The organism is Microbacterium sp. zg.B48 (assembly GCF_024623505.1).
In the GTDB taxonomy this organism is placed as follows: domain Bacteria; phylum Actinomycetota; class Actinomycetes; order Actinomycetales; family Microbacteriaceae; genus Microbacterium.
Map to the genome: position 1 here is coordinate 104,423 of NZ_JANJFE010000013.1, position 26,110 is coordinate 130,532.

25 protein-coding genes and 1 tRNA gene are annotated in these 26,110 nt (G+C 70.0%); 8 read left to right on the forward strand and 18 right to left on the reverse strand.

All coding sequences use genetic code 11. The annotated features are described in order from the left end of the window. Position 1 precedes the first annotated feature (1 nt). Positions 2-913: a LysR family transcriptional regulator ArgP gene (locus NQ152_RS10530; protein ID WP_257523943.1), complete on the reverse strand. Its 912-nt coding sequence runs from the start codon at positions 911-913 to the stop codon at positions 2-4. Positions 914-984: 71 nt separating this feature from the next. On the opposite strand from NQ152_RS10530, the gene NQ152_RS10535 reads away from it, so the two are divergent. Beyond that, positions 985-1,674 carry a LysE/ArgO family amino acid transporter gene (locus tag NQ152_RS10535; protein WP_257523944.1) on the forward strand — a complete coding sequence of 230 codons (690 nt, stop codon included), beginning with the start codon at positions 985-987 and terminating at the stop codon, positions 1,672-1,674. Positions 1,675-1,690: 16 nt separating this feature from the next. Here the strand turns inward: NQ152_RS10535 and NQ152_RS10540 are convergent, their stop codons facing one another. Then, the gene (locus NQ152_RS10540; protein ID WP_257503036.1) at positions 1,691-2,044 is read right to left on the reverse strand and encodes an iron chaperone; all 354 of its coding nucleotides are present in this window, start codon (positions 2,042-2,044) and stop codon (positions 1,691-1,693) included. 59 nt (positions 2,045-2,103) lie between these two features. Between NQ152_RS10540 and NQ152_RS10545 the strand changes: the two genes are divergently transcribed. Then, positions 2,104-2,370, forward strand: coding sequence for an acylphosphatase (locus NQ152_RS10545; protein WP_257523945.1), 267 nt, complete (start codon positions 2,104-2,106; stop codon positions 2,368-2,370). A 35-nt stretch (positions 2,371-2,405) separates the two neighbouring features. Here NQ152_RS10545 and NQ152_RS10550 read toward each other — a convergent pair whose 3' ends face one another. After that, positions 2,406-3,560, reverse strand: a complete 1,155-nt coding sequence (locus tag NQ152_RS10550) for an acyl-CoA dehydrogenase family protein (RefSeq protein ID WP_257523946.1) — start codon at positions 3,558-3,560, stop codon at positions 2,406-2,408. A 108-nt stretch (positions 3,561-3,668) separates the two neighbouring features. On the opposite strand from NQ152_RS10550, the gene NQ152_RS10555 reads away from it, so the two are divergent. Further along, positions 3,669-4,367 (forward strand): winged helix-turn-helix transcriptional regulator, encoded by a 699-nt coding sequence (locus tag NQ152_RS10555; RefSeq protein ID WP_257523947.1) that lies wholly within the window; start codon positions 3,669-3,671, stop codon positions 4,365-4,367. Positions 4,368-4,407: 40 nt separating this feature from the next. On the opposite strand, the gene NQ152_RS10560 is transcribed toward NQ152_RS10555, so the two are convergent. The 14 genes from NQ152_RS10560 to gabT all read right to left on the reverse strand — a co-directional run bounded on the left by NQ152_RS10560 (position 4,408) and on the right by gabT (position 17,907). Beyond that, entirely contained in the window at positions 4,408-5,226 is an 819-nt protein-coding gene (locus NQ152_RS10560) for an amino acid ABC transporter ATP-binding protein (RefSeq protein WP_306815852.1), read from the reverse strand. Then, positions 5,213-5,878 (reverse strand): amino acid ABC transporter permease, encoded by a 666-nt coding sequence (locus NQ152_RS10565; protein WP_257523948.1) that lies wholly within the window; start codon positions 5,876-5,878, stop codon positions 5,213-5,215. The genes NQ152_RS10560 and NQ152_RS10565 overlap by 14 nt, the downstream gene beginning before the upstream one ends. A 53-nt stretch (positions 5,879-5,931) precedes the next feature. Then, positions 5,932-6,735, reverse strand: coding sequence for an amino acid ABC transporter substrate-binding protein (locus tag NQ152_RS10570; protein ID WP_257523949.1), 804 nt, complete (start codon positions 6,733-6,735; stop codon positions 5,932-5,934). Positions 6,736-6,843: 108 nt separating this feature from the next. Beyond that, the gene (locus NQ152_RS10575) at positions 6,844-7,890 is read right to left on the reverse strand and encodes a nitronate monooxygenase family protein (RefSeq protein WP_257523950.1); all 1,047 of its coding nucleotides are present in this window, start codon (positions 7,888-7,890) and stop codon (positions 6,844-6,846) included. Between the two features lie 189 nt (positions 7,891-8,079). Continuing rightward, positions 8,080-8,769: a 50S ribosomal protein L1 gene (gene rplA / locus NQ152_RS10580; protein WP_257503043.1), complete on the reverse strand. Its 690-nt coding sequence runs from the start codon at positions 8,767-8,769 to the stop codon at positions 8,080-8,082. Positions 8,770-8,783: 14 nt separating this feature from the next. After that, on the reverse strand, positions 8,784-9,215 hold the full coding sequence (gene rplK, locus NQ152_RS10585) for a 50S ribosomal protein L11 (protein ID WP_257503044.1): 432 nt from the start codon (positions 9,213-9,215) through the stop codon (positions 8,784-8,786). 188 nt (positions 9,216-9,403) lie between these two features. Continuing rightward, positions 9,404-10,597 (reverse strand): transcription termination/antitermination protein NusG, encoded by a 1,194-nt coding sequence (gene nusG / locus NQ152_RS10590; protein ID WP_257523951.1) that lies wholly within the window; start codon positions 10,595-10,597, stop codon positions 9,404-9,406. 65 nt (positions 10,598-10,662) lie between these two features. Further along, positions 10,663-10,926: a preprotein translocase subunit SecE gene (secE, locus tag NQ152_RS10595; RefSeq protein WP_257503046.1), complete on the reverse strand. Its 264-nt coding sequence runs from the start codon at positions 10,924-10,926 to the stop codon at positions 10,663-10,665. A 45-nt stretch (positions 10,927-10,971) separates the two neighbouring features. Next, a tRNA-Trp gene (locus tag NQ152_RS10600) sits at positions 10,972-11,044 on the reverse strand. Between the two features lie 185 nt (positions 11,045-11,229). Next, positions 11,230-12,597, reverse strand: coding sequence for an NAD-dependent succinate-semialdehyde dehydrogenase (locus NQ152_RS10605; RefSeq protein WP_257523952.1), 1,368 nt, complete (start codon positions 12,595-12,597; stop codon positions 11,230-11,232). A 40-nt stretch (positions 12,598-12,637) separates the two neighbouring features. After that, entirely contained in the window at positions 12,638-14,203 is a 1,566-nt protein-coding gene (locus NQ152_RS10610; protein ID WP_257523953.1) for an APC family permease, read from the reverse strand. Then, positions 14,200-15,087 carry a universal stress protein gene (locus tag NQ152_RS10615; protein WP_257523954.1) on the reverse strand — a complete coding sequence of 296 codons (888 nt, stop codon included), beginning with the start codon at positions 15,085-15,087 and terminating at the stop codon, positions 14,200-14,202. Before NQ152_RS10615 ends, NQ152_RS10610 begins: the two co-directional genes overlap by 4 nt. Further along, positions 15,084-16,460, reverse strand: a complete 1,377-nt coding sequence (locus tag NQ152_RS10620; protein ID WP_257523955.1) for an NAD(P)/FAD-dependent oxidoreductase — start codon at positions 16,458-16,460, stop codon at positions 15,084-15,086. The genes NQ152_RS10615 and NQ152_RS10620 overlap by 4 nt, the downstream gene beginning before the upstream one ends. A 79-nt stretch (positions 16,461-16,539) precedes the next feature. Next, positions 16,540-17,907 carry a 4-aminobutyrate--2-oxoglutarate transaminase gene (gabT, locus tag NQ152_RS10625; protein ID WP_257523956.1) on the reverse strand — a complete coding sequence of 456 codons (1,368 nt, stop codon included), beginning with the start codon at positions 17,905-17,907 and terminating at the stop codon, positions 16,540-16,542. 97 nt (positions 17,908-18,004) lie between these two features. On the opposite strand from gabT, the gene NQ152_RS10630 reads away from it, so the two are divergent. Beyond that, entirely contained in the window at positions 18,005-19,534 is a 1,530-nt protein-coding gene (locus NQ152_RS10630) for a PucR family transcriptional regulator (RefSeq protein ID WP_257523957.1), read from the forward strand. A gap of 337 nt (positions 19,535-19,871) precedes the next feature. On the opposite strand, the gene NQ152_RS10635 is transcribed toward NQ152_RS10630, so the two are convergent. Then, positions 19,872-21,800 (reverse strand): PTS sugar transporter subunit IIA, encoded by a 1,929-nt coding sequence (locus NQ152_RS10635; RefSeq protein WP_257523958.1) that lies wholly within the window; start codon positions 21,798-21,800, stop codon positions 19,872-19,874. A 163-nt stretch (positions 21,801-21,963) separates the two neighbouring features. On the opposite strand from NQ152_RS10635, the gene NQ152_RS10640 reads away from it, so the two are divergent. Genes NQ152_RS10640 through NQ152_RS10655 form a run of 4 tightly spaced genes read left to right on the forward strand, consistent with a single transcriptional unit; the run spans position 21,964 to position 26,039 of the window. Further along, on the forward strand, positions 21,964-22,359 hold the full coding sequence (locus NQ152_RS10640) for a PTS sugar transporter subunit IIB (protein ID WP_257503054.1): 396 nt from the start codon (positions 21,964-21,966) through the stop codon (positions 22,357-22,359). Between the two features lies 1 nt (position 22,360). Further along, positions 22,361-22,636: an HPr family phosphocarrier protein gene (locus NQ152_RS10645; protein WP_257503055.1), complete on the forward strand. Its 276-nt coding sequence runs from the start codon at positions 22,361-22,363 to the stop codon at positions 22,634-22,636. A gap of 29 nt (positions 22,637-22,665) precedes the next feature. Then, positions 22,666-24,369, forward strand: a complete 1,704-nt coding sequence (gene ptsP / locus NQ152_RS10650) for a phosphoenolpyruvate--protein phosphotransferase (protein ID WP_257523959.1) — start codon at positions 22,666-22,668, stop codon at positions 24,367-24,369. Next, positions 24,366-26,039: a PTS mannitol transporter subunit IICB gene (locus NQ152_RS10655; RefSeq protein ID WP_257503057.1), complete on the forward strand. Its 1,674-nt coding sequence runs from the start codon at positions 24,366-24,368 to the stop codon at positions 26,037-26,039. The genes ptsP and NQ152_RS10655 overlap by 4 nt, the downstream gene beginning before the upstream one ends. The last annotated feature ends 71 nt before the right edge of the window (positions 26,040-26,110 follow it).

Here is a 26,110-nt window from a genome sequence, read left to right on the forward strand (position 1 = left end):
GTCAGCCGGCGGCCTGCGCGCGGATCGGGCGCAGCACCCGGCGACCCTCGGCGACGACCTCGTCCGCGATGGCGCCCAGCAGCGCGGAACGCAGATTCCACTGCTGCCAGTACAGGGGCACGTCGATGGGCGGGCCGCCGAGCCGGACGAGGTCGCCGCGCGCCAGGCCCGCCTGCGATTGGAACGTCGGCAGCAGCGCCCACCCCAGGCCCAGGCGCACGGCAGCAGCGAAATCGTTCGAGGCGGGGACGTAGTGCCGCGCGGGCAGGGACTCGTCGATACCGCACTCCCGCATCCAGAGCGTCTGCAGGTCGTCGCGACGGTCGAAGTCCACCACCGGCGCGTCGACCAGCGTCGCCGGGGACGCGGGATCCGGCATCCATCGTCGTGCGAACGCCGGTGTGGCGACGGCTTCGTACCGCATCGCACCGAGCGTGCTCACGCGGCATCCGGCGACCGGCGTCGCGCGCGAGGTCACCGCACCCATCACGGTGCCCGACTCCAGGAGCGCGGCGGTGAAGTCCTGATCCTCGCGGTGCAGCTCGAAGACGATCGGATGCCGCTCGGCCAGCCGCGCGAGCGGCTCGAGGAACCAGGTCGCCAACGAGTCGGCGTTCACGGCGAGCGGGACGGACGTGCGAGAACCCTCGTCGCCGCCCGCGCCGAGCTCGGTGAGAGTGTCGTGCTCCAGCAGTGCCACCTGTCGGGCCATCCGCACCACGGCCGCACCGGCTTCGGTGAGCCGGGCCGGCTTGGACCGCACCAGGACCACGCGGCCGAGCTGCTCCTCGAGTGCCTTGATGCGCTGGCTGACCGCCGACGGGGTCAGCCGCAGTCGGCGGGCCGCGGCGTCCAGCGTGCCCTCGTCGGCGACGGCCGCCACGGTCTCAGCCAGGTCCAGCGGAATACGCATGATAAGCGATGCTAATGCATCTGTAGAATCTTCAGTTGGACTCATCAGGGTGAGGACCGTAGCGTCGGAGTATGTTCTCGTCAGCGCTCGCCGGCCTCGGGCTGGGCTTCTCGCTGATCATCGCGATCGGCGCACAGAACCTCTTCGTGCTGCGTCAGGGCCTGCGTCGGGAGCACGTCGTCCTCGTGGCCGCCATCTGCGCGATCTCGGATGCCGTCCTCATCGCCCTCGGCGTCTCGGGGGTGGGCTTGGTGCTGACCGCGGTGCCGTGGCTGATCGACGTCGTGCGGTGGGCGGGCGCGGCCTTCCTGTTCGCCTACGGGCTGCTCGCCGCGCGTCGCGCCTGGCGCCCGTCCGGCGGGGCGCTCGCGCCCACCGAGACCCCCTCGGATCCCCTCGACCGGTCTCCGCGGGCGACCACGGTCGCCCCGCAGACACCGCAGGCGTCGGCGCTCATCGCCCGCGCCGCCCCGCGCGCCCTGCCGGTGGCCCTGACGTGCCTGGCGCTGACGTGGCTGAACCCGCATGTGTACCTGGACACCGTCTTCCTGCTGGGTTCGATCGCCAGCACGCACGGCCACGCGCGCTGGCTCTTCGCGGCCGGCGCGATGGCGGCGAGCGTGATCTGGTTCTTCGCGCTCGCCTTCGGCGCCCGCTACCTCAGCCGGTGGCTCGGCACACCGCGCGCGTGGCGGATCCTGGACGCGGTCATCGCCCTGGTCATGGTCGGCATCGGGGTCAGCCTGATCCTCCCCCACTGAGCCCGATGGGCGGGGTTCAGCCGTCGATCTGGTCGCGGCGCCGGCGCACCAGCTCGCGGACCACCTCGTCCGGGAGCGGGTGGTCGGGCTGGAAGCGAATGGTGCCCTTGTCCAGCCCCGACTCCTCCACCTGTTCGACCGCCCCGGCGACTCCGGTCACGGCCTCCGGGCTGAACGGGTAGACGCCGATGTGCCTGCGGGCACGCATCACCGAGATCAGCGGTTTGCCGCGGTACACGAGCGCCGGCATCCCATAGCCCTTGCCCTGCTCCGCGTCCGGGACCACCTCGCGCGCGATGGCGTAGACGTGCGCGATCGCGTCGCGGTCGGCGTCGTCGAGTCCGCTGAGGTAGTCATCGACGGTTCCCATGACTGCATCCTCGCACCCGCCACTGGCCGGCACACCCCCACGGGCACCACGATGGAGGAATGAAACGTGTGCACGTGATCGTGAGCGGGGACGTCCAAGGCGTGGGCTATCGCTACACGATGCGCATGATCGCGGTCGACGCCGGCGTCGCCGGGTGGGTGCGCAACCGCCCGGACGGCACGGTCGAAGCGGAGATCGAGGGGACTCCGGCGCAGGTGGACGAGGTCCTCGCCTGGATGGCGCAGGGCCCGCCCGGCGCGCGCGTCGACCAGGCGCGGGTGACGGATGCCGTCCCGACCGGCGAACGCGCATTCGACGTGCGGTAGCAGGACGGCACGCCCGCGCGGAGCCGGCAGGCGCGTCACTCCTGCGGCAGGCCCATCGCGTGTCGTCCGGCCGCGAGCAACGTCGCCTCGGGGGTGAGCGGATGAAAGGCCGCCGCGCGGATGTCGCGATAGCAGCGCTCGACGATCGAACCCGTGAAGTAGCCCGCGCCCCCGACCACCTGCATCGCCAGATCGCACACTTCCGCGCCGGCGCGCGCGATCTCGGCCTTGGCCGCCATCACAGCGAGGAAGGCGTCGTATGAGGGCGTCGGATCGTCGCCGAGTTCGGTCAGGGCGCCTGCGAGCGCCCAGGAGGCGACCTGCAGCCGGTGGCGCATGAGCCCCAGCGACCGCTGGACGGTCAGGTCATCGGGATGCCGTGCACCCGCCGCGACGGCCTCAGCGAACGCCGCCTCGGCGACACCGAGGTAGGCACCGGAGATGATCGCGAACCCGATGCCCGCGATCACCTGAAGCGGAGGATCGATGACTCCGTACGGGCGGTCAGCGAGCACGCGCTCATGCGGGACGAACACGTCGGTCAGCACGACGTCGTCGCTCGCGGTGCCCCGCATGCCGAGCACGTCCCAGTTCTCCGCCCGGACGATGCCGTCCGCGGCGAACGGGATGGCCATGTTCAGCACGCGCATGCCGCGCTCCGGGTCAGCGACGGGGAACATCGTGGACATCACGGTGCCGACCGCGCCCTGGCTCACGAAGCGCTTTCGTCCGCTCACGCGATAACCTCCGGCCACGGGGGTGGCCTGGCCGGTCGGGTGGGTGAAGTCGCCCCCGCCGGTGGAGACGAGCACGATCTGCTCGTCGGCGATGCGGCGCAGGGTCGCTTCGGCCCCCGGCAGACCTCGCCGGTATCGCCAGGTCGTGAAGCGTGTCACGTGCTGATGCATCGCGCTGGCCAGCGCGGTCGCCCCGCAGTAGTGCCCGAGCGTGCGCTGCAGGTCCGCCAGCTCGCGGATGCTCGCCCCGTCGCCGCCGAGCTCCCTGGGGACAGCGGCCTTGAGCAGGCCTGCCTCCCTGAGGGCGTCGTACGCCTCGACGACGAACGTGCCCTCCCGATCGTGGCGCGCCGCGTTCGCCGCGAGGATCGGACCGATGCCGTTCGCACGGTCGGTCAGGGAAGCCGAAGCGCTCCCTGCTGCGCTGTCTTGGATGCTCTCGATGGTGCTCATGGGGACAGCATCCGCCGGGGAGCAGCCCACGCTCCAGTGCACGATCGGGACTCCGCCGGTCCAGATTCCGGACTACCGCGGCGGCATGGGCGGCGGGACCATGGAGCCATGGCTGATTACGGACGGTACTGTCCCATCGCGATGGCCAGCGAGGTCATGGCCGACCGCTGGACGCCCCTGATCGTGCGCGAGCTGGTGCTGGGCAACACGCGCTTCAACGACATCGCGCGAGCCCTGCCCGGGATCTCGCGCTCCCTGCTCGTGCAGCGCCTGCGGCACCTGGAGCGCAGTGGCGTGCTGGAGACATGGCCGTCGCCGACGGGTCATGGCAGCGAGTACCACCTCACGCCCGCCGGACGCGACCTCGAGCGGGTTCTGGACAGTCTGGGCCGCTGGGCGATCGAGTGGCTGTTCGAGGACCTGGAGCCGCACGACGTGGAGCCGACGACGCTCATGTGGTGGATGCATCGCAGGGTGGACACCGCGCGATTCCCGCCCCGGCGGACGGTCATCGAGTGGCGCCACACCGCACCCGATCCGGACACGATCTGGTTCGTGCTCGAGCACGCCGCGGTGTCGGTGTGCACGCAGCATCCCGGCTTCAGCGTCGACCTGGTGGTGACCATGGCCACCGGCGATCTCGCCGACGTCTTCCAGGGATACCGTCGCTGGCAGGATGCGGTCCGGTCCGGGGCGATCTCGGTGAGCGGTTCGCCGCGGCTGGTCGCGGCACTGCCCACGTGGTTCGTGTGGAGCCCGTGGGCGGACGCGACGCACGCGCGCGCTCATCGGGCGGTGACGGCCTGAGTCTGCCGTACCGCTCCCGACGCGGCGGCGCGGGGCCGGATCAGTCCTCGAACGGACGCAGGAGGCGGTCCAGGAAACGCCTCGTCCGCTCGTGCGTCGGGTTGGCCAGCAGCGCCTTGGGCGCACCGCGCTCCAGGATGACGCCGTCGTCGAAGAACAGCACCTCGTCCGCGACCTCACGGGCGAAGGCGAGTTCGTGGGTCACGATCACCATGGTCCAGCCCTCGTCCGCGAGCTCCTTCAGCACCACGAGGACCTCGCCGACCAGTTCCGGGTCCAGCGCGCCGGTGGGCTCGTCGAACAACAGCAGGTCGGGCTGCAGAGCCAAGGCGCGGACGATCCCGACGCGCTGCTGCTGTCCGCCGGACAGCTGGAACGGATACGCGTCGCGCTTGTCGGCGAGACCGACCCGGTCCAGAAGCCGCTCGGCCCGCTGCACCGCCACCGCCTTGGGCACGCCGTGCGCGTGGACCGGACCCTCGATGACGTTCTCGATCACGGTCAGGTGCGGGAAGAGGTTGTGGTGCTGGAACACCATCGCGGAGCGATCGCGCAGCGCCATCCGCTGTGCTTTGGACGGGCGGCGCGAGAAGTCCGTCACCTCGGCGTCGGCGAATTCGATCACACCGCCGTCGGGCGTCTCCAGCCCGTTCAACGTGCGCAGCACGGTCGTCTTGCCCGACCCGCTGGGACCGATCAAGCAGACCACGTCGCCGCGCTGCACCTCGAAGTCCACACCCTTCAGCACCCGATTGGCGCCGAAGCTCTTCTGCAGTCCGCGCACGCGCAGCAGGGGTCCGGCCAGGGCGGCCGCCGGTGGAGCGAGCGGATCGGAGCCGGGAACGTCAGTGGGCGACATAGCGGTCCAGCCTCTTCTCCAGGGCACCCTGTCCGGCCGAGAGCACCAGACAGAACAGCCAGTAGATCAGCGCCGCCTCGAGGTAGATGATCATGAACTCGTAGGTGAAGGCGGCGATGGTCTGGGCCTGACGGAACAGTTCGGTGACCAGGATCAGCGACGCAAGCGAGGTGTCCTTCACCAGCGAGATGAACGTGTTGGACAGCGGTGGCACGGACACTCGCGCAGCCTGCGGGAGGATGATCCGTGTGAGCTGCTTGCCGTGCGAGAGTCCGACGGTGTAACCGGCCTCCCATTGTCCCTTCGGGACGGACAGGATGGCGGCGCGGATGATCTCGGCGGCGTAACCGCCGACGTTCAGCGAGAAGGCGAGGACCGCCGCCGGCCAGGGGTCGACCACGATGCCGAGCGAGGGCAGCCCGTAGAAGATCACGAAGAGCTGGACCAGCAGCGGCGTGCCCCGGATGACGGAGATGTAGAAACGGGCGACGGCCGACAGCACGCGACTCCCCGAGATCCGCATGAGGGCGACGCCGAGGGCGAGCACCAATCCGATCGCGAACGAGGCCAGCGCCAGCGGAATGGTCCCCCGCAGTCCCGCCCACAGCAGGGGCCAGAACGAGTCGACGACCAGGGTCCACGTCTCGTTCATCACCCCTCCTCACCGATCACGGCCGCGCGAGGAGGCGGGCCGTGTCACCGCGACTACGACGTGACGTCGGCGCCGAAGTACTTCTCGCTGATCTCGGCGAGCACGCCCTCCTCGCGCAGTTCACCCAGCGCCTGGTCGATCGCGTCGACCAGCGCCTGCTTGTCCTTCGTGAAGGTGAACGCGCTGCTGGCCGGATCGTCGGTCTCGGCGGCGATCTTCAGGCCGGTGGGGCCGTCTGTGGTCTCGTAGTCCAGGAAGGTGAGCTTGTCGTTGATGGTCGCATCCACCCGTCCCTGCGCGAGCAGGGCCACGGCCTGAGCCCAGCCCTCGACAGCTTCGACGGTGGCACCGCTCTCCTGGGCGAGTTCGTACCAGTTGCTGGTGAGCGACTGTGCCGTCGTCTTTCCGGCGAGGTCCGCGAAGCTCGAGATCGACTCGTCGTCCTCGGGGACGACGATCACGCCCGGCGAGACGGAGTACGGCTCGCTGAAGAGGTACTTCTCCTCGCGCTCCGGGTTGATCGAGACCTGGTTGCCGATGACGTCGAAACGGCCCGCCTCCAGACCGGCGAAGATCGCGTCCCACTGCGTCTCCTGGAACGAGATCTCGAGTCCGAGCTTCTCGGCGACGGCCTCGGCGATCTCCACGTCGAAGCCGACGAGCTCGCCGGATGCGTCGTGGAAGCTGAAGGGTCGGTAGGTGCCCTCGGTCGCCACCGTAAGGGTTCCGGCCCGGACCAGATCGAACTCGTCGGCCGGCGCGGAGGAGGCAGGATCTGAACCGGCGCCGCACGCGGAGAGGGTGAGAGCGGCCGAAGCGGCGAGGGCGATGGCGGCGAAAACGGTACGACGTGACATGCGCTGTGGTGCTCCTGAGATATCGGCTCTGCTGGGGGCAGGACGAACCAGTACATCACGCGACCCGGCGGGCGAGCGCATATCGTTACGCTGCGTTTCGCCGCCGCCTCAGCCGGGCACGCCGGCACGCAGCTCGGCGAACACGTCAGCGGCGTCGTCGTGGCGGGTCAGCGCGGCGGACTGACCCGCCCACAGGGACAGCAGCTCCCCGCGGTCCTGCGCGGCCGCCTCGGCGCGGAAGGCTCCGGTCAACCAGTTCTGTGCCGGGAACGGGGCGATCAGGCCGCCGGTCTCGATCTCGCGCATCGCGTGATTCGGGATGCCGCGGGCCAGGCGGCCGCTCATCGCCCGGGTCAGCACCGTAGCGGTGTCGTCCGCGGCGGCGATGGCGGCGCGGTGTGCATCCGGAACCGCCGACTGGCGGGTGCGCAGGAATGCCGTGCCCACCTGAACGCCGACGGCGCCGAGCGCGAACGCCGCCGCGACGCCGCGCCGGTCGGCGATGCCGCCGGCCGCGATCACCGGCACGCCGACGGCGTCGGCGACCTGAGGCAGGAGTGAGAACAGCCCGACCAGCGACTGCTCGGCGGGGCGCAGGAACGACACCCGGTGCCCGGCCGCCTCCATCCCGCTGGCGACGATGGCGTCCACGCCCGCCTCGTGCAGTGCCCTGGCTTCGGCGACGGTGGTCGCGGTGGCCAGCACGGCCATTCCGCGCCGATGCGCACGGGCGATCACCTCGGTAGCGGGCACGCCGAAGACGAAGCTGACGACGGCCGGTGCGGCATCCAGCACGGCGTCGAACTGGTCATCGAAGGAAGGCAGGAAGGCCGCCGGCGGTGTCGGAGCGGGCATCCCCACATCGGCGTACAGCGGCGCCAGGACATCCAGGAACCGCTGCAGGTCCAGGTCCGCCGGTGTCACTTCGTCGCCGGTCGGCACCCACAGGTTGACGGCGAACGGCCGGTCGGTGGCGGCGCGCAGTCCGGTGATGACGGCGTGGATGCGCTCGGGTGGGTACCCGTACAGCCCGAACGAGCCGAGACCGCCGCTGTCGCTCACCAGCGCGGTCAGCTCGACCGACGACGCCCCGCCGAAGGGCCCGAGCACGATCGGCTCGTCGATCCCCAGCAGGTCTTGCAGTGTGGCGGGCATGGCGGCCGTCCTCTCGCGGTGCGGATCCTCCGACGGTACGCCGCAGCCGCGCGCCGCGCGCGGTTGCGACGGGCCGCCGCACCGGCGGGGGCACACCCGTGGCGGACGACGAAGGGGTCCCGCCGAATCGGCGGGACCCCTTCGTGCAGTCGCACGCGGAGCCTGGGCTGCGCGTGCGAGAGCGGGTGTCTACAGCGAGTTGACATCCAGCGGGATGCCGGGGCCGAACGTGGTCGACACGGCGCCCTTCTGGATGTAGCGGCCCTTCGAGCTGGACGGCTTGAGGCGGATGATCTCCTCGAGCGCAGCCTTGATGTTCTCGTCGAGCTGGTCGGCCGAGAACGAGGCCTTGCCCACCACGAAGTGCACGTTGGCGTGCTTGTCGACGCGGAACTCGATCTTTCCGCCCTTGATCTCCTCGACGGCCTTGGCCGGGTTGGGGGTCACGGTGCCGGTCTTCGGGTTCGGCATGAGGCCCCGGGGACCCAGGACCTTGCCGAGACGACCGACCTGGCCCATGAGCTCAGGGGTGGCCACGGCGGCGTCGAAGTTGGTCCAGCCGTCGGCGACGCGCTGGATGAGCTCGGCGCCGCCGACCTCATCGGCACCTGCGGCGATCGCGGCTTCAGCGGCCGGGCCGGTCGCGAAGACGATCACTCGGGCGGTCTTGCCGGTTCCGTGCGGCAGGATGACGGTGCCGCGCACCATCTGGTCCGCCTTGCGGGGGTCGACGGCGAGCTTCAGCGCGACCTCGACGGTCGAGTCGAACTTCGCCGAACCGGTCTCCTTCGCCAGGGCGACAGCCTCGGTGGGCGTGTAGAACTTGTCAGCCGCGATCTTCGCGGCGGCGGCCTGGTAGGCCTTGGACTTGGTAGCCATGGTCGTTATCTCCCTCAGTCCTCAACCGTGATGCCCATGGAACGGGCGGTACCGGCGATGATCTTCGAGGCGGCCTCGAGGTCATTCGCGTTCAGGTCGGGCTGCTTGACCTCGGCGATCTCGCGCACCTGAGCCTTGGTGAGCTTTGCCACCTTGGTCGTGTGCGGGGTCGGCGAGCCCTTGGCCACGCCTGCGGCCTTCTTGATCAGCTCGGCCGCCGGCGGCGTCTTGAGGATGAACGTGAAGCTGCGGTCCTCGTAGACGGTGATCTCGACGGGGATGACGTTGCCACGCTGCGCCTCGGTGGCGGCGTTGTAGGCCTTGCAGAACTCCATGATGTTGACGCCGTGCTGACCGAGCGCGGGCCCGATCGGCGGCGCCGGGTTGGCGGCGCCGGCTTTGATCTGGAGTTTGATCAGGCCGGTCACCTTCTTCTTGGGTGCCATTTCCTTTTCCTTTCATCGAGCGGATGCCGCGGCATCCGTTCTCCCGCACACTCGGCGTCTCCGAGCCGCGGTTCTCCCCGGTGAACCGGGGAAGTCTCTATTGGGTTTCGATACGCGCGCTTCGCGCGCTACTCAACCTTGACCCGATCGCGCATCACCCTGCTTTCGCAGAATTGATCCGCGCCGCGTCAAAGCTTCGTGACCTGATCGAACGACAGCTCGACCGGCGTCTCGCGCTCGAAAAGGGAGACCAGGACCGTGAGCTTGCCGCTCTCGGGCTTGATCTCGCTGATCGTGCCGGGCAGACCCGCGAACGAGCCTTCCTTGATCGTGATGGTCTCGCCGACCTCGAAGTCGACCTCGGCGGGGATGCTGCGTGCGACGGCGTGGCCGCCCTTGGCAGCGGCGCCCTTGGCGGGTGCGACTTCCTTGATCTCGACGAGGCTCTTGAGCATGTTGAAGGACTCTTCGAACCGCAGCGGCGTCGGGTTGTGCGCGTTGCCGACGAAGCCGGTCACGCCCGGCGTGTGCCGCACGACAGACCAGGTGTCCTCGTTCAGCTCCATGCGCACGAGCACATAGCCGGGGATCCGGACGCGCGTGACCATCTTGCGCTGTCCGTTCTTGATCTCGACGACGTCCTCCATCGGGACCTCGACCTGGTAGATGTCGTCTTCGACCTCGAGCGTGGACTTGCGCTGCTCGATGTTCGCCTTCACCTTGCGCTCGAATCCGGCGTACGAGTGGATGACGTACCACTTGCCCGGGAGGCTGCGCAGCTCGGCGCGGAACGCCTCGTACGGGTCTTCCTCGCCGTCCTCGGTGTCGCCGTCCTCGGCGACCGCGCCGGCGGTGTCCACCGCGTCCGCATCGTCAGCGTCTTCGGCGTCTGCCGCGTCGAGGTCGGGCTCGACGGTGGCGGCATCGGCCGGGCTGACGGATGCTTCGACCTCGTCGACGACCTCTGCTGCGGCATCCACCTCGGCGACGAACTCCGCGTCCAGCACGGGCTCATCCTCGTCGCCGTTGATGTCGGGACCGTCGTACGGGGTCACGTCATCGGCGTGGTCGGCCGCGTACTCGGCGACCTCGTCGGCGAGCGAATCGGTCAGCACCTCAGCGGCCGCTTCGGCCTCGTCGGCCTTGTCGATGTGCAGAGCGTCGTTCACGATTGCGTCCGCCTCCGGATCGTCGATGTCGATGTCGTCCAGATCCGAGAGGTCTTCTTCCTCGTCGTCGACGATGTGCACGGCCAGGTGTTCGGCCGGCGTGTTGGCACGGTCCTCCTGGGCGAGGATGCTGCCCTCCTGGGCTTCGTCGTCCTCGGACGACTGCTCAGCGGCGGTCGCCCAGTCGGCGTCGTCTACATATCTTTCAGACAATTGCGTTCTCTTCCGTTTCGTGGGCGTCGGATTCAGCGATCCGCCCCGCGGTGCAACTCAAGTGGTCAGGCGGGAACGCCGAAGACGACGGTCGTCACCCAGACGAACAGCAGGTCCAGGCCGTAGACCAGCGCCATCATCACGACCACGAACCCGAGCACGACGCCCGTGTACTTGATCAGCTCTTGGCGCGTCGGCGTGACGACCTTGCGGAGTTCGGCGAACACCTGACGGACGAACAGCGCGATGCGAGCGAAGACGTTCGGCTTCTTCGTGCGGGGCGCGCCGCCCGAAGCGACGACCTCGCCCTTCGGCTCGTCTTGGATCATCGAACCCACCTGATTACCTTCCGTGTGTCAGCTTCGGCTGACGCGCAGGGCGGACAGGAATCGAACCTGCAACCTGCGGTTTTGGAGACCGCTGCTCTGCCAATTGAGCTACCGCCCTAGAGGCCTGCGGCCTCAGGATGCCTGCACACTCGCACCGCGACCTGTATGAAAGGGAGCAGGCCCGGACAGCGGGCACGGCGAAAGAATGCAGACTTCAACTGCTCATTCCAGTGTACGGCATGGGCTGGATGCGGGCGAACCGCGGGCCGGGTCCGCGGGGTCCGCGCGGACCCGGCCGGGCGCTCACGCGCCGACGCGGACCAGCTTCTTGTTCACGAACTCGTCCGCCGCGAGCAGCCCCATCTCCCGGCCGGTGCCGCTGCGCTTGACGCCGCCGAACGGCAGCTCCGGCGAGTCCGCGAGCACGAGGTTCACGTAGACCATGCCGGCCTCGATGCGGTCCGCGACCCGCTGCGCCTGATCCTGGTCGGTGGTGAACACGTAGGAGCCGAGCCCGAACGGGGTGTCGTTGGCGATCCGGACGGCATCCTCCTCGTCGGCCGCGCGGTACACGATGCCCACTGGTCCGAAGAACTCTTCGCGGTACGCGTCCATCTCGGGTGTCACATCGGTGAGCACCGTCGCGGGATAGAACGCGCCGTCACGCGAGCCTCCGGCCACCAGCGTCGCGCCCTGCGCGACCGCCTTCTCGACCTGCTCTTCGAGGCGCTCCGCGGCCACCAGGGACGACAGCGGACCCAGCACGGTGTCCTCGGCGAACGGATCGCCCAGCTTGGACCCGGTCATGACGGCGGTGAACTTCTCCAGGAACGGCTGGTACAGCTCGTCGGCGACGATGAAGCGTTTGGCCGCGTTGCAGGACTGGCCGGTGTTGTCCAGACGCGCGTCCGCGGCGGCCTGGACGGCGGCATCCAGATCATCGGTGGAGAGCAGGATGAACGGGTCCGATCCGCCGAGTTCCAGGACGACCTTCTTGAGGTTGCGTCCGGCGACCTCCGCGACGGCCGCACCGGCGCGCTCCGACCCGGTGACCGACACGCCGTGCACGCGGGGGTCGGCGATCACCTCGGCGGCCTGCTCGTTGGTCAGGTACAGGTTGGTGTACGCGCCCTCGGGGAAGCCGGCATCGTGGTACATCGTCTCGATCGCGGCGGAGGACTCCGGGCACTGGCCGGCATGCTTGAGCAGGATCGGGTTGCCGATCAGCAGGTTGGGTGCGGCGAACCGGGCCACCTGGTAGTACGGGAAGTTCCACGGCATGATCCCCAGCAGCACGCCCAGCGGCGAGCGGCGGATCACCGCGGTCCCCTCCCCGAGGATGTCGATCGGCTGATCCGCCATGATCCGCTCGGCATTGTCCGCGTAGAACTCGGTGATGTCGGCGGCGAAGTCCACCTCGGCGACGGCCGCGGAGAGGGGCTTGCCCATCTCGCGCACGATGATCGCGCCGAGGTCGTCGCGCCGCTCGCGGTGAAGCTCGGCGACCCGCCGCAGCAGCGCGGCGCGTTCGGCGACGGTGGAGGTGCGCGCCCAGCCTCGGGATGCCGCGTCCGCGGCCGCCAGCGCCTGCTCGAGTTCCGCGTCCGTCGCGACGGGGTAGGTGGCCAGGGTCTCGCCGGTGGCCGGGTTGACGACTGCGTAGTCGCTCATGGTTTCTCCTTCGCTGATGTGTCGGGTCTTCGGGGGCCGGCTAGCGGCGGCGGCGGCGCAGGCTCGCGGGGGCGTCCATCGAGAGCGTCTCGCCTCGGAAATAGGCCGGCCTCCTGATCGCCTGCCAGATCATGATGATGATCCCCAGACCGATGATGGCCACGCCGAGCACGAACACGCTGCCCAGCCCGAACCATTCCGTCCCGCTGCCGTAATCGGGGTCCATGCTCTCGACGAGCGTGATCCCGAACAGGATCAGCAGGATGACTCCGCCCACCAGCGGGAACAGCAGGGTGAAGAACGCGTTGCGGACCGAGTCGAACCACTGCTTGCGGAAATACCAGACGCACGCGAACGCGGTGATGCCGTAGTAGAAGCAGATCATCAAGCCGAGGGTCGTGATCGTGTCCCACAGGACGTTCTCGTTGACGAATCGCATGATCGTGTAGAACACCGACGCCACGATGGCAGAGACGATCGTCGCGAACCCCGGGGTGAAGAAGCGCGGGCTGACTTCGGCGAACCGTCGCGGCAGCGCCCCGTAGTGGCCCATCGCCAGCAGCGTGCGCGCGGGTGAGACGAAGGTCGACTGCAGCGACGACGCGGAGCTGGTCAGCACCGCCAGCGAGACGAGGAAGGCGAGCGGGCCGAGAATCGGGCCGGACAGGAAGAAGAACACGTTCGCCTGGATGTCCTCGTTGCCCAGCCCCAGTCCTTCCGCGCCCGTCCCGGCGAACGCGAGCAGCGAGACCGAGATCAGCAGATACAGCACCACGATGGTGATGACCGTCAGCGTCGCCGCGCGGCCCGGGGTCTTCTCCGGGTCCCTGGTCTCCTCGTTCATGGTGAGGGTCACATCCCAGCCCCAGAAGATGAAGATCGACAGCGACAGACCGGCCACCACGGCCGTGAACGAGCCGACCGCGAAGGGGTTGAACCAGGACAGCCCGACGGGGCTCGCGTCGAACGCGTTGCCCTGAGCGACGTGGACGAACGCCGCGACCGAGAAGATCACGAGCACGACCACCTGGAAGCTGACCAGCACGTACTGCAGCTTCTGCGTGGTCTGCATGTCGCGGTAGGAGATCGTCGTGGCGCCGAGCATGAACAGCAGGCAGACCACGACGTTGATGAACGGGTTGAACGCCAGCTCGGCGATCGAGCCGGGACTGCCGGCGATCTGGTCGATGAGCAGGAAGAGGAACTCGACGGCGATGCCGGCGAGGTTGGACAGCACCAGGATGGTCGCGGCGATCAGTCCCCATCCGGCCATCCAGCCCACCCATGGGCCGAAGGCGCGGGCAGCCCAGGTGAAGGACGTGCCGGCGTCCGGCATCCGTCGATTCAGCTCGCGATAGCCGAACGCGACCAGCAGCATCGGGATGAAACCGACCAGGATGATCGCCGGCACCTGGAACCCGACCTCCGACACGGTCGGGCCCAGTGCCGCGGTGAGCGTGTACGCCGGCGCGATGCACGAGATGCCGATGACGACCGCGCCGATCAGACCGACGGTGCCGGCGCTCAGACCTTTCGAGGAGAGCCCGCCACCGCTCTGGGCGGCCGGCGCGGCAAGCGGCGGCGCAGCATCCGTGTCTTCGGTCATCGCGACGCTCCTTCCGCGGTCCGCGTGCGCGGCACCACGATCATGGGGACGGGCAGTTCGTGCAGCATCTTGGCAGCCGTGGAGCCGAGGAACAGCCGGCGCGGCTGCGCCAGGCGGCTCGAGGCGACGATGGCCAGCTCGCCGGGCTCCCAGCTGAGGTTCTGCACGGCGTCCTCGATGCTGTCCCCGCGGGCCACCACCGCCTCGGCCGCGCCGCCGTCGGCAAGCGCGGCCCGAGCCCGCGCGAGCACCTCATCCGCGTGCGCGGCACCGGCGATGCGGATGACACCGGTATCGACACTCGCCGGGAGGTCGACCGTCACCAGGGAGAGCAGCCGCAGCTCCGCTCCGGTGGCCTCGGCGAGCGAGGTCGCCTCATGCAGCAGCGCGTCCGCGCCCGGGCGGGTCCCGATCGCGGCGGTGACGCGGGTGACGCCGATGGCCGGATCGACCCGGCGGGACCCCTCCGGTGCGAGGACGACCGGAACGCTCGAGGAGTGCAGCAGTTCGGTGGCCACCGACCCCAGGCGATGCCGTCCGCGGCGGCCGCCGTTGGCGGCGCCGACGACGATGTGCGTGGCACCGAACTCCTGCGCGGCCGCCTCCAGCCCCTCCGCGAAGGAGTCGGCGTAGCGGACGTTCGTGGTGACCGCAGTGCCTTCCGGAACGCCGGAGGCCGCGGCATCCAGCCAGGTGGCGGCCTTGTCCCTGAGGTAGCGGTCGTAGCTCGCATCGGGGGGCGTGATCACGCTGCGACCGTCGCTGGGCAGCACCACGACGACATCCAGCCCGGATCCGGATGCCGCGGCCAGACGCGCACCGAGCGCGACGGCATCCTCACCGGCGTCCGTGGCGGTGTATCCGACGACGATGCGACCGCTCATGCGCGAGCCTCCTGGATGAGCTGCGCCGCGGCGAGGCGACCCATGCGGATCGCGCCGTCCACGTGCTGATAGCCGGCGCCGGCGAGGTCGCTGCACGCGAAGCGGATGGGGCCGAGGGGTGCTCTCAGGTCGGCGCCGTAGCGGTGCAGCCCGCCGAGGTCGAAGCTCGCCGCGTACGCGCCGCGGGTCCATTCCTCCGAGCCCCAGTCGCTTTCGTAGTAGACGACGGGGTTCTTCGCCTCCGGGCCGTAGTAGTGCGAGAGCGACTCGAGGATGCGCTCTTTGCGCTCCTCCGCGGAGAGGCGGAACACGTCATCGGCGTGCTGGTCCGAGACGAATCCGACCAGGGTGCCGCGCGGGTCGTCGTGGTTGGTGTTGTCGTAGGCCTCGTGGACCAGCTGGTAGGGGCTGAAGGCTGTGCCGGACAGGCCCTGCTCCCGCCAGAACGGGCGGTCGTAGACGGCATGCACCTTGATCACGAAGCCCATCGAGAGGTGCTGGTGCATCTGATGCTGCAGCCGCGGCAGAGCGGGCACGAACGAGATCCGCGGATAGAGGTTGGGCGCGAGGGCGAGGATCGCGAACCGGGCGCGCACGGTCATGCCGTCCGCGACCGCGGTGACCCCGGGACTGCCCGCACCGGTCGAGGTGCCCCATTCCAGGGTGCGCACCGCCTGGCCGAGGAACACATCGTCACCGAGACGCTCCGCCAGCAGCAGCGGCACCTGCTGCAGCCCGCCCACCACGCGCTTGTCGAGAATGAAGTCCGCATCCACGAGGTGCGAGAAGCTGCCCGCGCTGGCGGCCATCAGCACCGCCTGCAGGGTGGAGAACGTGTGTGCGGGCTTGGTCAGCATCGCGCCGGCGATGAACAGCGCGATGTTGTCCCGCGCTTCCTGGTCATCGGTGTGCTCCGCCAGCCATGCCTCGAACGAGACGCGATCGAGGGCCTCGGCGTCGGGGTGCGCCCACGGCCGGTCCGGGTCCATCTGGGCGGCGAGGGAATCCAGCAGCTCGATGAGCTCGACCATGGCATTCTCGGTCGCGGGCGGGACCGGGAAGATCTCGCCGGTGAACCGCGTCAGCTGTGCATGCTGATCGACGTACACCGAGTCGCCCGCGCGATACCGGTCGTAGGTCTCCAGGCCCAGGTCCGCGAGGGTCTCGATCAGCGCACCCTGGTCGGGCGAGACCCACTGGCCGCCGATCTCGAGCATCGCCCCGTCGATGACGTCGGTCCACAGCCGGCCGCCGACCCGGTCGCGTGCTTCCAGCACCGCCACGGACAGCCCGGCCTTCTTCAGCTGGTTCGCGGCCGTGAGCCCGGCGGCCCCCGCCCCGACGATCACGACGTCACGGTTCAGCTCGACCATGTCGGCTCCTTTGCTCGGTGAATGGGGAGAGTGCTGACCATGCCGAACCCGGCGCCGTGCCCGGTCCGGTGCGGAGGCTTCACAGGTCGCGCAGCGCGGATGCCACCACGTCCATCCCTTCGCCGAGCAGCTCGTCGGAGATGGACAGCGGAGGAAGGAAGCGGATGACGTTGCCGTAGGTCCCGCAGGTGAGCACGATGACCCCGTTCGCGATGCAGTGCTTCGCGATCGCCGTGGTCAGAGCGGCATCCGGATCCCCCGTGGCCGGGTCGACGAACTCCGCGGCGATCATCGCTCCGTGTCCGCGCACATCGCCCAGTCGCGGGTCCGAGGCGCGCAGCGCGGCGAGGCGCTCGATGAGGATGGCGCCCAGCTCGTTCGCCCGGGCGATGAGCCCGTCGTTCTCGTACGCGTCGATCGCGGCCACGGCGGCGGCGCAGGCGAGCGGGTTGCCGCCGTACGTGCCCCCCAGACCGCCGGCGTGCGAGGCATCCATGATCTCGGCCCGGCCGGTCACCGCCGCCAGCGGAAGCCCGCCGGCGATCCCCTTCGCGGTGGTGATCAGGTCGGGCACGATGCCGAAGTGCTCGCTCGCGAACATCGCGCCGGTGCGCGCGAATCCGGTCTGCACCTCGTCGGCGATGAACACCACGTCATTCTCGCGGCACCAGTCCACCAGCGCCGGCAGGAAGCCCTCCGCCGGGACGATGAAGCCGCCCTCGCCCTGGATCGGCTCCAGCACGATCGCCGCCAGGTTGTCGGCTCCGACCTGCTTCTCGATGATCGAGATGGCCCGCCGAGCGGCATCCGCCCCGCTCAACCCGTCCCGGAAGGGGTAGGACATGGGGGCGCGGTAGACCTCGCCGGCGAACGGGCCGAACCCGCTCTTGTAGGGCATGCTCTTGGCCGTCAGCGCCATCGTGAGGTTGGTGCGGCCGTGGTAACCGTGGTCGAACGCGACGACGGCCTGCTTCTTGGTGTATTTGCGGGCGATCTTGACCGCGTTCTCGACGGCCTCGGCGCCGGAGTTGAACAGCGCGCTCTTCTTCTCGTGGTCCCCGGGCGTGATGCGGTTCAACGCTTCGGCGACGGCGACGTAGGACTCGTAGGGCGAGACCATGAAGCACGTGTGGGTGAACTGCGCGACCTGGGCCTGAACGGCCGCGACCACCCGAGGGTGCGCGTTGCCCAGCGTGGTCACGGCGATGCCGGCGCCGAGGTCGATCAGCGAATTGCCGTCGGCGTCCACGATCACTCCCCCGCCGGCCGCGACGGCCTGGATCGGCACCGTGTGCCCGACCCCGGCTGCCACCGCGGCGGCTTTGCGGGCGATCAGCTCCTGGGAGCGCGGTCCGGGGATGCTGGTCACGATCCGCCGCTCCTGCGGGAGGCTCGGTCCACCGAGGGGGGTGGGGACGGTCAGGGTATCGGTGGCGGGCGCGCTCATGGTCGCGAGCGTATGCGGTGGGATGCCGCGCACGCATGCTCCGCGCTGTACATTCTGAAGGTAACCACCGTACGTCCCGTACACCGATCGGAGCCCTGTGCAGACGGCCGACACTCCCACGCTGCGCGCGCTGCTGGCGCGAGGGGATCTGCGGCTCCGACTGGAGGGGGACGGCGCTGCGCTCGCCGAGGGCGCGTTGGATCGGCCGCTGCGCTGGGTGCACAGCTCGGACCTCGCCGATCCCACGCCGTTCCTGTCCGAGGGGCTCGCGCTGCTGACCACCGGGACGCAGTTCCAGGATGCTGCGGACGACCCCGCCGTGTACCGCGAGTACGTGAGCCGGCTGTCCGCGCGCGGAGTGATCGGTCTCGGTTTCGGCACGGAAGTGGTGCGCGACGGGATTCCGCCGCTGCTGGTGGAGGCGTGCCGCGCGCTGCGGATGCCGTTGTTCGAGGTGCCGTACCGCACTCCGTTCATCGCGGTCGCCCGGGCCGGGGCGGAGGCGATCGCCGCGCAGTCCTACGCGCGACGAAGCTGGGCACTCGCTGCGCAGCGCGCGATCTCGCTCGCTGCGCTGCGGCCGGACGGGCTGGGAGCGACCCTGGCCGAGCTCGCGCGGCAGCTGGATGCGTGGGTCGGGCTGTTCGACGGCGCCGGCTCGCTGACCCGCGAGCACCCCGGCGCGCTGGAGCCCGCCGTGGCGGAGGAGCTGCGCTCCGAGGTCGGTGCGGTGCTGCGCCGCGGCGCGCGGGCCGGATCGTCGCTGCGCATCCGCGGCACCGCTTTCACGCTGCAGACGCTCGGACGCGGCGGGCACCTGCGCGGAGTGATCGCGATGTCCGCCGCCGATCTGGATCAGGAGGGGCGCGGTGTGGTCACCGCCGTCGTGGCGATGGCGGGGCTCGCACTCGAGCAGCAGCAGGGAATGGATCGCGCCCGCACGCTCCTGCGCGCCGGTCTCGTGCACGCGCTGCGCAGCGACGATCCGACCCTTGCCCGGCGCATCGCCCGCGATCTGTGGGGCGGGCTGCCCGCACCGCCGGTGCTGGTGGCGATGACGGACGCCGCGGCCGCCCGGCGCGACGCCGTGCGGGAGTGGCTGGAGCTGCGTGCGGATCAGCGGCGCGGGCGACTGTTCTTCGGTCGCGGCGAGGACGGCCTGGTGCTGGTGGTCAACGCCGCCGACGCCGACCTGCTGGAGGAGCTCGCCGAGCGATTCGAGGTTCACATCGGGGTCTCGGACCCGGCCGCGTACGACGCGTTCTCCGGCGGCGTCGATCAGGCCCGTCTCGCCCGCGATCGCGGCGACGGGCGCGTCTCGCGCTTCCGCGACGCCGTCGGCACCGGCGTATTGTCCGTCCCGCCCTCGCCCGAGGCCCGCACCGTCGCCGACGCGGCCCTCGCGCCGCTGGTGCGGCACGACCTCGAGCACAACACCGCCCTGCGCGAGACCGTGCGCGCGTGGCTGGCGAACGACTGCTCGCACGAGGCTTCCGCTCGCGCCCTCGGCGTGCACCGGCACACCGTCCGCGCACGGATCGCGGCGGCCGAGCGCGTGCTGGGTCTGGACCTCGGCTCGTTCCCCGTTCGCGCCGAACTGTGGGCTGCGCTGCGGCTGAGTTCCTGAGGCCGCGGGCGCGGCATCCGACCCCCACCCCTCCGCCCGCGCCCCCTTTCGCTCCCCCTTCCGCTCCCCCGTCACGACACGCCGCGCAGACTCGCAGAACGCGACAGGCGAGCAGGCGTCACCCCCGGCGCCTTCCGCTCCCCCGTCACGACACGCCAAGCACACCGCAGAACGCGCCAGGCGAGCAGGCGCCACCCCCGGCCCCACCGCTCCCCCGTCACGACACGCCAAGCACACCGCAGAACGCGACAGGCGAGCAAGCGTCCCCCGCGGCGCCTTCCGCTCCCCCGTCACGACACGCCAAGCACACCGCAGAACGCGACAGGCGAGCGGGCCGTCACCCGTCGATGACGGCGACGAGCTCGTCCAGGAAGCCCGCGAAGGTCGTGCTGCGACGCACGATCCGGTGGACGCTGTCCCGCTCGGAGAACACCTCCACGAACTGCTCGAAGACCGTCTGGAACGCTTCGCGATCGGTCTCCGAGAACGCCACGACCGCGACCACCTGCACGCGGCCCTCGCCCCAGGGGATCGACGGGTCGGCGATGCCCACCGCGATGGCCGTTCGGGTCGCGGTCATGCCCAGCGCATGCGGGACGGCCAGGGCGTCGGTGAAGGCGGTGGAGGACAGTCGTTCGCGCTCGATCGTCCGCTCGATGTAGTCCTCATCGATGATGCCCTCGGCCACCAGGGGTGCGCCCAGCCGCCGGATCACACCCTCCTCGCCGGCCTCGGCATCCAGCCCGTGCACGAACGCCGACGGAACGAAATAGCGCTCCAGCTCCTTGCGCAGCCGCGCCAGCCGCCGCGACCGACGGATCCGCGCCGCAGCGGTCTGGACCCGGTCCACGTCGGCGTCGGTCAGGAAGGGCTGGATCCGGACGAACCGGTCCCCGACGACGGCCGGTTCGATGGTCGTCAGCACCAGGTCGGTGTCGATCGTGTCCCAGTCCGGATCCACGCGGGTCTCCACGCCGACCACCTCGATCGACTGCCCGAGCGAACGGTCCACGCTCGAGCGCAGGAGCTCGTGCAGTTCGTAGTACCCCGGGCACACGATGGTGGCGGTCAGCAGCTGGTCCGCGCGCCGGCTGCGCTCGAGCCGGCCGCCGACGTGCATGGCGATGTACGCGATCTCGTCGTCCAGGAGAGGGATGCCGAGCCGCTGCTGCAGGCCGCTCGCGATGAAGACGGCCACCTCGAAGATCATCGGGTACGTCGACTTCAGCGACTTCGTGAGCGGATTGCGCGACCACGCCTGCTCCCGGGCGCGATGCTGCAGATTCTGCACGTGCAGAGCGAGGCGCAGGATGAAGTCCTCGTGCGCGATGTCGACGAGGAACTCGGCCGCGGCCGTCTCCACCACCTCGCGCACGGCCGCTTCCACGTCCGGATCCAGGCGCGAGCGCGCGTGATCGGACGGCACGGACGCGCCGGGCGCGACCACCCGGGTCAGCACGAGGGTCGACAGATGCTGCAGATCCCCGGCTCCGAGACTGACGCCCAGGTGCTGCTGGACGAGCCGCCCGAGGATCGCCGCGACCTCCTGCTGCGCGGGACGCACCTCGCCCGCGGTGCCTTCCAGCGCGCGGTCCCGCCCCACCCGGTCCGCCGCGATCGCGATGTGCATCACGACATCGGAGATGCCGAACTCGTTGACGAAGTATCCGAGGGCACCCAGTTCGGCGACCAGCTCGGTCTTGAACGGACCGAAGGCGTGCGCGCCCACGGAGCCCTCACCCAGCGTGCGCCGCAGGGCGTCCAGGTCGAACGATCCGGCATCCATCTCGTCGTGCGCCAGCCTGCTGAGCAGGCGCCGCTGCGCCATCTCGGTGCCGCGCAGCCGCGCCTGAGACGCCGACCGCTCCAGGGTCAGCTCGGTGCCTCCGAGCAGGCCGCGCACGCGGGCGAGGTCGGCCTCCAGCGTCGCCGGGCTGACGTGGAGTCCGGCTGCTGTCTCGAACACGTCCACGCCGTCCTCCGCGTCGAGCAGCGCGCGAACGAGGGTGTGCAGCCGGTCGCGGGCCGTTCCGCCCTCTGCGGTGCCGGGCACGCGCAGGGCGACGGCGGCCTCCGGTCCGGCCCGGTATCCCTGCGGACCCGATTCGACGGCCAGTCCATCGGGAACACGCGAATTGATGGCCGTCACGTAGGAGCGGATGCTGCGGGGTGTGACTCCGAGGGCGTCCGCCAGCGCGGCGGCCGTGACCCAGTCCCCGTCCCGCGAGAGAAGTCCCAGAAGACGATCCTGTCTCGCTCTGGTCACGTCGTCCCCTTGCGCATCGATGCGATGGTTCGCGGCCAGTCAACCACGCGGCGGCGGCCCCCGGCCCAGCGATGATGCCGATCCCTCCTTTCCGCCCCTCCGGAAAGTTGCGTGGTTGTCGGCTCACAGCGTTTTCACAAGAATGGACGCAGGAGGCCGGTCGATGCGGATCTTGGTTGTCTGCGGTGCAGGTGCGTCCAGCACCTTCGTCGCTCAGCGCGTTCGCCACGCCGCGCAGGACCGCGGCCTCCCCTACGCGGCTTTCGCGGGAACCGAGAAGTCGCTGCCGATCGACCTGGACGCGGCCGATGTGGTCCTGGTCGGGCCGCACCTGAGCCACGCCATCGCCGGCATCGAGCGCGACGCCGCCAGCCGCGGCACCACGGTGGTGCTGCTGCCGCCGGACATCTTCACCGACCTGGACGGCACGCGCACGCTCGCCCTCGTGCACGCGGCGATCGGCCTGGGCGAGGACGCCGCTCCGGCGAGCACGATGCCGCTCGCTGCCACGGCACCCGCGCCGGCCACCACCACCGCCGTTCGACAGGAAGAGGACTGAGATGCCCCCGACGACCCGGACCGTCCGAATCGGATCCGCGCACGGCCTGCACGCACGGCCGGCGAAGCTCTTCGCCCAGGCGGCCAAGGATTCCGGCATCCCGGTCACGATCTCGAAGGATGCCGGCAGCCCGGTGAACGCGGCGAGCATCCTCGGTGTGATCGCGCTCGGGATCGAACAGGGCGACTACGTGACCCTGACCGCCGAGGGCGAGGGCGCGGAGTCCACGCTGGACCGGCTGAGCGATCTGCTCTCCACCGATCACGATGCCCAGTAGCCGATGAGCGAGCCGAGAGAGGGACGATCATGACGGAGTTGCGGGGCGTGGGAATCGGGCTGGGCGTGGCGCAGGGACCCGTCGCCCGGATGGCCGAGCCGCTGCCGGCACCGGCCGACACCCCGAGCACGCTGAGCCCGGGTGAGGAGACCACGCGGGTCCGGGATGCTGTCACCGGCGTCGCACGGGAGCTCGAGCAGCGCGGCGCGCAGGCCGGCGGTGCCGCGCGGGACGTGCTGGAGGCGCAGGCCATGATGGCCGAGGACCCCAGCCTCGAGGCGGAGATCGACACCCGAATCGCCGCCGGGATGACCGCCGAGTTCGCCGTCCACGACGCATTCGCGTCATTCCGGGACACGCTGACGGCGATGGGCGGATACCTCGGCGAGCGCGCCGCGGACCTGGACGACGTCGCACAGCGCGTCATCGCCCGGCTGCGCGGCCTTCCCGCTCCCGGCGTGCCCGACCCGGGGCACGCGTTCGTGCTCGTCGCGAAAGACCTCGCGCCGGCCGATACCGCGCTGCTGGACCTGGACAAGGTGCTCGCCCTGATCACCACCGAGGGTGGACCCACCTCGCACACCGCGATCCTGGCCAGGGAGAAATCCATCGTCGCGGTCGTCGGCGCGGTCGGGGCGACCGGCCTGGTCGACGGCGAGACGGTGATCGTGGATGCCGCGGCCGGCGTCGTCACGACGCAGCCCAGCGCGGAGGAGCTGGAGCGGGCGCAGAATCGCGCGGCCGCCCGCGCCTCCGCCGCATCCGCCCCGATCACCCCCGGAGCCCTCGCCGACGGCACGCCCATCCCGTTGCTGGCGAACCTGGGCAATCCCGCCGGGGCGGCGGAGGCCGTCGCGCTGGGCGCCGAGGGCGTCGGCCTGTTCCGCACCGAGTTCCTCTTCCTCAGCTCCAACAGCGCTCCCACGATCGAGCAGCAGCGGGTGTCGTACGAGGCGCTGCTGTCGGCTTTCCCGGGCAAGAAGGTGGTGGTGCGGGTACTGGATGCCGGAGCCGACAAGCCGCTGCCCTTCCTCAACGATGCGCACGAGGAGAACCCGGCGCTGGGTCTGCGCGGGCTGCGGGCACTGCGCGCCAGCGAGGACATCCTGCGCGAGCAGCTCACTGCGCTCGCCGAAGCGGATGCCGCGACCCGGGCTGCCCCGGGCGGGGGAGCCGATCTCTGGGTGATGGCGCCGATGGTCGCCACCGTCGAGGAGGCCCGCTACTTCACCGCGATCGCCCGCGACTACGGCATCCGCACAGCCGGAGTGATGGTCGAGGTGCCCTCCTCGGCGCTGCTGGCCGACCGCATCCTCGTGGACGCTGACTTCGCCTCGATCGGCACGAACGATCTGACGCAGTACACGCTCGCCGCAGACCGGCTGCTCGGCTCGGTGGCGGCATTTCAGGATCCGTGGAACCCCGCCGTGCTGCGGCTGATCCGTGAAGTGGGCGATGCCGGCCGCATCCACGGCAAGCCCGTCGGCATCTGCGGCGAAGCCGCCGCCGACCCGCTCCTTGCGGTGGTCCTGGTCGGACTCGGCGCGACCAGCCTGTCGATGGCCCCCACCGCGATCGCCGACGTGCGCGCCGCGCTCCTGGAACACTCGCTCGACCATGCCAGAGCCATCGCCGAGGCAGCCCTCGCCGCGGACGACGCGGCGACCGCCCGAACCGCAGCGCAAGACGCCGCGGCCACTCCCACCGAGAAAGAGAAAGAGACACAGCTATGACAACGACGTCTACGCCCGTATCGGGCGGAAACCGGGCGAGGATCGGAGTCCAGCGCTTCGGCACCTTCCTGTCCGGCATGATCATGCCGAACATCGCCGCATTCATCGCATGGGGCTTCGTCACCATGCTCTTCATCTCGGTCGGCTGGCTGGGACAGTGGTATCCGGTCGCCAACATGCTCGGCGGCTTCGGCAACGCCGCGGACATCGGCTGGGAAGGCGCCATGACGGCACTGGCCGAAGCCGACGGCGCCACGTTCCCGCAGTACGTCGGCTTGGTCGGCCCGATGGTCACCTACCTCCTCCCCCTCCTCATCGCGAACACCGCCGGCCGCATGGTCTACGGCGAGCGCGGCGGCGTGGTGGCCTCGATCGCCGTGATGGGCGTGATCGTCGGCACCAACATCCCGATGTTCCTCGGTGCGATGATCATGGGTCCGCTGGCGGCCTGGATCACCAAGCAGATGGACAGGCTGTGGGACGGGAAGATCCGGCCCGGCTTCGAGATGCTGGTGAACAACTTCTCAGCCGGCATCCTGGGCATGCTGCTGGCGATCGTCGGCTTCTTCGTCTTCGGCCCCGCCGTGCTCGGCATCAGCACGGCCCTGGGTGGGGCTGTGGCCTGGCTGGTGTCACTGAACCTGCTGCCGCTGCTGTCGATCATCGTGGAGCCGGCCAAGGTGCTGTTCCTGAACAACGCCATCAACCACGGGGTCTTCACGCCGCTGGGCATCGAGCAGGCCGCCGAGACCGGCAAGTCGATCCTGTTCCTGATCGAGGCCAACCCCGGCCCCGGTGTGGGGCTGCTGCTGGCCTTCTCGTTCTTCGGCGTCGGAATGGCCAAGGCCTCGGCACCCGGGGCAATCATCATCCAGTTCTTCGGCGGCATCCACGAGATCTACTTCCCGTACGCCCTGAGCAAGCCGATGACGATCCTGGCCTTGATCGCCGGTGGCGCCACCGGCGTGGCCACGAACATGGTGCTCGGCGGCGGGCTGGCCTTCCCGGCCGCCCCGGGCAGCATCATCGCCGTGACCGCCGCCGCAGCCGGACCCGCCGCCGGCGGGATCGGCAACCTGCTGGTGGTCTACCTCTCGGTGGTGCTCGCCGCGGCGGTGACCTTCCTGATCACCGCGGTCATCCTCCGCTCCACGCGCAAGCGCGACCTGGAGGCCGGCCTGGACGGTGACCTCAGCGCAGCCATCGCGCAGACCGAGGCGAACAAGGGCAAGGAGTCGGCGGCACTGGCCGGACTCCGCGCCAGCGCCGGAAAGGACGCCCGGGCCGAGCGCGACGCCGAGGCCGCCTACGACGAGGCCGAGACGGCCCGCTCGACCGACGGCGCGCTCAGCGGCGGCATCCTGACCACCAAGCAGGTCAAGAACATCGTGTTCGCCTGCGACGCCGGCATGGGTTCGTCGGCGATGGGCGCGAGCGTGCTGCGCAACAAGATCAAGAAGGCGGGCATCGAGGGGGTCACGGTCGTGAACAAGGCGATCGCGAATCTGGACTCCTCGGCCGATCTGGTGATCACGCAGAACCAGCTCACGGACCGAGCACGGCAGAAGACGCCGGATGCGATCCACATCTCCGTCGACAACTTCATGAACTCGCCGAAGTACGAGGAGGTCGTAGACCTGGTGCAGGACCAGCACAAGGATGGACAGTAGGCGCTGAGACCGCTGCGGAGTCGGGCGGCGTGACGCCCCCGGCTCCGCGGCCTTCGTACGCCAGCACCCCG